Origin of the sequence: Phenylobacterium sp. (assembly GCF_016793285.1) — a bacterium.
In the GTDB taxonomy this organism is placed as follows: domain Bacteria; phylum Pseudomonadota; class Alphaproteobacteria; order Caulobacterales; family Caulobacteraceae; genus Phenylobacterium.
On the sequence record NZ_JAEUMO010000004.1, the window covers coordinates 1 to 5802 of the forward strand.

The 5802-nt window shown below is 70.5% G+C and carries 4 protein-coding genes and 1 pseudogene; 3 read left to right on the forward strand and 2 right to left on the reverse strand.

Going from position 1 to position 5802, the window contains the following annotated elements; all coding sequences use genetic code 11:
• The 3 genes and pseudogenes from JNL41_RS00400 to JNL41_RS00410 all read left to right on the forward strand — a co-directional run.
• Positions 1-295 (forward strand): annotated as a pseudogene (locus JNL41_RS00400) (polyphosphate kinase 2); the annotation flags it as partial.
• 167 nt (positions 296-462) lie between these two features.
• The gene (locus JNL41_RS00405) at positions 463-1686 is read left to right on the forward strand and encodes a winged helix-turn-helix domain-containing protein (RefSeq protein ID WP_293472112.1); all 1224 of its coding nucleotides are present in this window, start codon (positions 463-465) and stop codon (positions 1684-1686) included.
• A 75-nt stretch (positions 1687-1761) separates the two neighbouring features.
• The gene (locus tag JNL41_RS00410) at positions 1762-3663 is read left to right on the forward strand and encodes a S9 family peptidase (RefSeq protein ID WP_293472114.1); all 1902 of its coding nucleotides are present in this window, start codon (positions 1762-1764) and stop codon (positions 3661-3663) included.
• 4 nt (positions 3664-3667) lie between these two features.
• Here the strand turns inward: JNL41_RS00410 and JNL41_RS00415 are convergent, their stop codons facing one another.
• Together JNL41_RS00415 and JNL41_RS00420 are read right to left on the reverse strand one after the other, a co-directional pair.
• Positions 3668-3820 (reverse strand): hypothetical protein, encoded by a 153-nt coding sequence (locus JNL41_RS00415; protein WP_293472116.1) that lies wholly within the window; start codon positions 3818-3820, stop codon positions 3668-3670.
• A gap of 58 nt (positions 3821-3878) precedes the next feature.
• Positions 3879-5669: an ABC transporter ATP-binding protein gene (locus tag JNL41_RS00420; RefSeq protein ID WP_293472117.1), complete on the reverse strand. Its 1791-nt coding sequence runs from the start codon at positions 5667-5669 to the stop codon at positions 3879-3881.
• Between the last annotated feature and the right edge of the window lie 133 nt (positions 5670-5802).

Below are 5802 nucleotides of genomic sequence, written 5' to 3' on the forward strand. Positions count from 1 at the left end.
CACCGAGGATCCGCTGAAGGCGCTGAAGGTCAGCCCCCTGGACGCCGTGGCGCAGGAGAAGTGGGGCGACTACTCCGACGCCCGCGACGAGATGCTGCGCCGCACCCACACCACCGACGCCCCCTGGACCATCGTCCACACCGACGAGAAGGCGCTGGCCCGCAGCAACATCATGCGCGCGCTGCTGAAGGCGCTGGCGCCGGACGGGATCGCCCGCGACGTCCCCGATCCCGACCCGGACGTGCTCTTCCCCTTCGAGCCCGAGGTGTTCGCGGACGGACGGCTGGAGCGCTGACGCCGCCGCCGCGCGCCGCCGCGGCGACTGCGACACCCCACCACAGGCGGTGCTCGTTTGTTCCGCCCGCCAAGGCGGTAAGGTCACGGTTGTTAACCATCCGTTGAGGATATCTTGTTCCGTCTTTGTTCGATGGCTAGCCTGTCCGCCCGACTCGCGGAGACCGCATGAAGGACACCCTCACCCCCGGCGAGGCCCGCCGCATCGCGCTGGCCGCCCAGGGCTTCGGCAAGGGGGGCGTGGGCGGCGACCGCGACGGCCCGGTCGACAGGCGGCGGCTGGTGAAGACCATCGAGCGCCTGGGCGTCGTGCAGATCGACTCCGTCAACGTGGTCTCGCGCACCCACTACCTGCCCTTCTTCTCCCGGCTCGGCGCCTACCCGCGCGAACTTCTGGAAGAGGTGGCGTGGGCGAAGAAGCGGCCGATCTTCGAATACTGGGCGCACGAGGCCTCGCTGCTCCCGCTCGCCGCCCAGCCCCTGCTCCGCTGGCGCATGGAGGACGCGCGGTCCGGCGTCGGCGTCTGGAAGGGCGTGGCCAAGTTCCTGCGCGAGCGGCGCGACTTCGTGGACCGGGTCCACGACGAGATCGCTGCGCGTGGGCCCATGTCGGCCGGCGAGCTGGAAATGGGCCACAAGGGCGAGGGCGGCTGGTGGGGCTGGAGCGAGGCCAAGCGCGCGGTCGAGTGCCTGTTCTGGGCCGGGGAACTCACCACCGCGACCCGCCGCGGCACGTTCGAGCGCGTCTACGGCCTGCCCGAGAAGGTGCTGCCGAGGGCCGTGATCGACACGCCCACGCCCGCCCGCGCCGACGCCCAGCGCGCCCTCTACCGCATCGCCGCCCGCGCCATGGGCATCGCCACGTCGAAGGACCTGCGCGACTACTTCCGCATGCCCGTCGAGGGCGCGAAGGACCGCATCGCCGAGTTGGTCGAGGCCGGCGAACTGGTCCCCGTCGCCGTGAAGGGCTGGCGCGAGACCGCCTACCTCGACCCGGCCGCCCGCTGGCCGCGCCGGATCGAGGCCGCGTCCCTGCTCTCGCCCTTCGACAACGCCATCTGGTTCCGCGAGCGCACCGAGCGGATGTTCGGCGTCCGCTACCGCATCGAGATCTACGTGCCGGCCGAGAAGCGCCAGCACGGCTACTACGTCCTGCCGTTCCTGGAAGGCGACGCGCTCACAGCCCGCGTCGACCTGAAGTCCGACCGCAAGGCCTCTGTCCTCATCGTCCAGTCCGCCCACGCCGAGCCCTGGGCCTCGCCGGAAACGCCCGCGAAGCTCGCCGCCGAACTGAAGCGCATGGCGGGCTGGCTGGGCCTGGAGGGCGTGAAGGTCCAGCCCCGAGGCGACCTGGCCCCGGCGCTCGCCGACGCGCTGCACGGCGCACTGTAGACGGGCGCGCTGCAGCCCGCTTGCCAGCGGCGGATCGCCGCCTAAGGTCGGGCCTCAGGCTGTCGGGAGTGTTCGATGACGATGCGGATCGGTGTGCTGGCGTTCGCCGCCCTGGGACTTTGCGCCGCCGGGACCGGGGCGATGGCGCAGGCCGCCAAGGTCTATCCGACCCGCGCCTTCTACGAGACGACGCGCTATGCGCTGCCGCCGCAGGACGGCTACGCCTTCTCGCCCGACGCGAAGAAGCTGCTGATCTCCAGCGACCGGACCGGCGTCGTGAACGTCTACGTCCTGCCGGTCGCGGGCGGCGCGCCGCAGCCGCTGACCAGCTCGACCGGCAGCGCCACCTTCGCCACCTCCTGGTTCCCGGCCGACGAGCGGGTCCTGTTCACCGCCGACCAGGGCGGCAACGAGCTGAACCACCTCTACGTCCGCGGCCTCGACGGCCAGGTAAAGGACCTGACGCCCGGCGAAAAGCTGAAGGCCCAGTTCGCGGGCTGGCACGCGTCGGGCGCCACCTTCTACGTCTCGACCAACGAGCGCGATCCGAAGGCCTTCGACCTCTACGCCTACGACGCCAGGACCTACGACCGGAAGCTGGTCTTCAAGAACCCCGGCCTGACCCTCGGCGACGTGTCCGGCGACGGGCGGTGGCTGGTCCTGGTCAAGGAGCACTCCAGCGCCGACAGCGACCTCTTCCTGGTCGACCTGTCGCAGGCGAACCCGGAGCCGAAGCTCATCACCCCGCACCAGGGCGCCGTGGCGTTCGGCGCCTACGAGTTCACGCCCGACGGCAAGGCGCTGGTCTATTCCACGGACGAGCCGGGCGAGTTCACCCAGGCCTGGCGCTACGACGTCGCGAGCGGGGCGAAGAGCCCGCTCGTGGCCGACAAGTGGGACGTCTCGAACCTCAAGTTCTCCCACAGCGGCCGCTACCGCGCCGACTACATCAATGCCGACGCCTCGACCGTGCTGAGGGTCCACGACCTGAAGAACGGCTCCGTGCTGAAGCTCGCGGGCCTGCCTGCCGGCGACCTGGGCAGCGTGCGCTTCAGCGCCGACGAAGAGGCCGTCGCGCTGACGGTGGCCTCCGACACCTCGCCGTCCGACATCTTCGTCGCCGACGTGGCGACCGGAAAGGCGCGCCGGCTGACCACGGCGCTCAACCCGCAGATGGACGAGAAGGACCTGGTCGAGGCCAGCGTCGCGCGCTTCAGAAGCTACGACGGCCTGGAGATCCCCGGCATCCTCTACCGGCCCAAAGGCGCGTCGGCGGCGAAGCCCGCGCATGCGCTGGTCTGGGTCCACGGCGGACCCGGCGGCCAGAGCCGCCGCGGCTATTCGGCCGACATCCAGAACCTCGTCAACAAGGGCTACGCCGTCTACGCGATCAACAACCGCGGTTCCTCAGGCTACGGCAAGACCTTCTTCCACCTGGACGACAAGCGGCACGGCGACGCCGACCTCAAGGACGTCACCGCCGCGGCGCGCTGGCTGAAGTCGCTGGACTGGGTGGCCGACGACAAGGTCGCCGTCGTGGGCGGCTCCTACGGCGGCTACATGGTGGCCGCGGCCCTCGCCTTCGAGCCCGAAGCCTTCGACGCCGGCATCGACATCTTCGGCGTCACCAACTGGGTGCGCACGCTGGAGCAGATCCCGCCGTGGTGGGGCGCCGCCCGCGACAGCCTCTACGACGAACTCGGCAACCCCGCGACCGACCGCGAGCGCCTCACGAAGATCTCGCCCCTGTTCCATGCCGGCAACATCAAGCGACCGCTGCTGGTCGTGCAGGGCAAGAACGACCCGCGCGTGCTGCAGGTCGAGAGCGACGAACTGGTCGCCGCCGTGAAGGCCAACGGCGTCCCCGTCGAGTACATCGTCTTCCCCGACGAAGGCCACGGCTTCCAGCGCCGCGACAACCGCGTGACGGCCTCGGAAGCCTATGTGAAGTTCCTGGACGCCCACCTGCGCAAGTAGGAGGTCAGTCCTCGTCTTCGTCGTCGTCGGGCAGGTCGACCACCAGCGCCGGCTTGCCCTGGTGCATGAGCTCGCCGTTCGGCCCCTTCAGGCCCAGCATCTCGTCCATCAGGCCGGCCGGCACGGTATGCGGCGCCTCGGGGGTCTTCTCGTCCATGCGCAGGCTCCTTCTCTCGCCGGACGGAACCGCCGTCCGTAGCCGGGGTTCCGCCGACCTACGCCACGCCCTCGGTCACCGCGTTCAGGCGGGCATAGGTCCCGCCCTTCTTCACCAGGTCGGCGTGGCGGCCTTCCTCGACGATGCGGCCGTTCTCGAAGACGAGGATACGGTCGGCGCCGCGGATGGTCGACAGCCGGTGCGCGATGACGATGGTCGTGCGCCCCGTCATCAGCTCCTCCATCGCCGCCTGCACCTGGCGCTCGGTCTCGACGTCCAGCGAGCTGGTCGCCTCGTCCAGCACCAGGATCGGCGCATCGGCCAGGAAGGCGCGGGCGATGGCCACCCGCTGCCGCTCGCCGCCCGACAGCTTCACGCCGCGCTCGCCGACCAGGGTGTCGTAGCCCTTGGGCAGCCGGGCGATGAAGTCGTGCGCACGCGCCCGCCTCGCCGCCAGCGCGATCTCGTCGGCCGTGGCGTCCGGCCGGGCGTAGCTGATGTTCTCGGCCAGCGTCCGGTGGAACAGCGCCGGATCCTGCGGCACCACGGCGATGGCGCGGCGCAGGGACCCTTGCGTGACCGCCGACACGTCCTGGCCGTCGATCAGGATCGCGCCGTCCTGCACGTCGTACAGCCGCTGGATCAGCTTCACGAACGTCGACTTGCCCGACCCCGTCGGCCCCACCAGCGCTACGCGCTCGCCCGGCGCGATCCGCAGGGTGAAGCGGTCGTAGAGCGGCTCGGGCGCGGACTTGTAGCGGAAGGTCACCCGGTCGAAGACGATTTCGCCCAGCTCGGCCCGGAACCCGGGCGCGCTCGCCCCGTCCACCACCTGCGGGTCGGTCATGGCGTAGCGGGCCACGTCCTCGGCGTCGTCGAGGCCGCGCTGCGCCATGCGGATGTTGTCGCCGATGTTCCGCAGATACCCGGTCATCTGCAGGAAGGCCGTGACGACCAGCGCCACGGCGCCCGCCTTCACCTCGCCCTTCTGCCATTCCATCAGCATCAGGCCGGTCATCCCGCCGCCCAGCACCACCAGGATCATGTTGTGCAGCAGCCACAGGTCGGTGAAGCGGCTCCAGGTGCGGATGGTGGCCGTCCGCCACATCTCGGTGACGCCCGCGATGCGCGCCTCCTCGCGCGGCTCGGCGCCGAAGGCCTTCACCGTGGCGTTGGACGAGATCGAGTCCGCGATCGCGCCGCCGATCCGCGAGTCCATCGCCACCGACTTCAGGTTGGCCGGCCGCGCGTAGAGCGTGGTCAGGACGATGTTGGAGGCGATGTAGAGCCCGCAGACGACGAACGCGAAGGCGCCCACGACCGGCGCCTGGACGAACATGATCGCGCAGAGGCCGATCAGCACCAGCCCCGCGGGCCCGAACCAGATCAGCACCGCATCGGTCACCACGTCGTAGCCCCACATGGCGCGCGACAGCCGCCTGACCGTGGCGCCGGCGAAGGTGTCGGCATGCCAGTCGGCGCTGAACGACTGGACGCGCCGGAACGCGTCGTCGGTCATGTCCTTCATGTTGTTGGCCGACATGGGGATCAGGAACCGCATGGCGGTGTTCCGGATCACCGAGAAGGCGAAGTAGACGCCGGCGAACGCCGCCCAGGCCCACCACACCGCGTCGAGGTCCGGCGTCGGCGCGGTCACCTGGTCCACCAGGTGCTGGACGGTCAGCGGCCAGGCCAGGTCGAACGCGATGGCGAGCAGGGTCAGGCCGACGGTCCCGGTCAGCAGCCAGGGCCGGCGCAGCCACAGGCGCGAGATGAAGCCGAGAACCTGCCGGTTCTTCAGCACCCTCTCGCGGTTGTCGTCGGTGTCCTCGTAGTGGTCGGTGGTCATGTTCGGTCTCGAATGCAGGGCGCCGGACCGGGGCTCCATCCGGGGAGCGCGCACGGGCCGGGGCGGAACGGGGTGTCTGACGTGACGGGCGCTGCGGGCGGCGAAGCGCCCGGAGGACCGCGGATCGGAGGAA

What these genes read in the sequence shown, in the direction of transcription:
- JNL41_RS00410 (WP_293472114.1), top strand. Translation starts at nt 1,762, where the DNA reads ATGACGATGCGGATCGGTGTGCTGGCGTTCGCCGCCCTGGGACTTTGC.
- JNL41_RS00415 (WP_293472116.1), bottom strand. Translation starts at nt 3,820, where the DNA reads ATGGACGAGAAGACCCCCGAGGCGCCGCATACCGTGCCGGCCGGCCTG.
- JNL41_RS00420 (WP_293472117.1), bottom strand. Translation starts at nt 5,669, where the DNA reads ATGACCACCGACCACTACGAGGACACCGACGACAACCGCGAGAGGGTG.
- JNL41_RS00405 (WP_293472112.1), top strand. Translation starts at nt 463, where the DNA reads ATGAAGGACACCCTCACCCCCGGCGAGGCCCGCCGCATCGCGCTGGCC.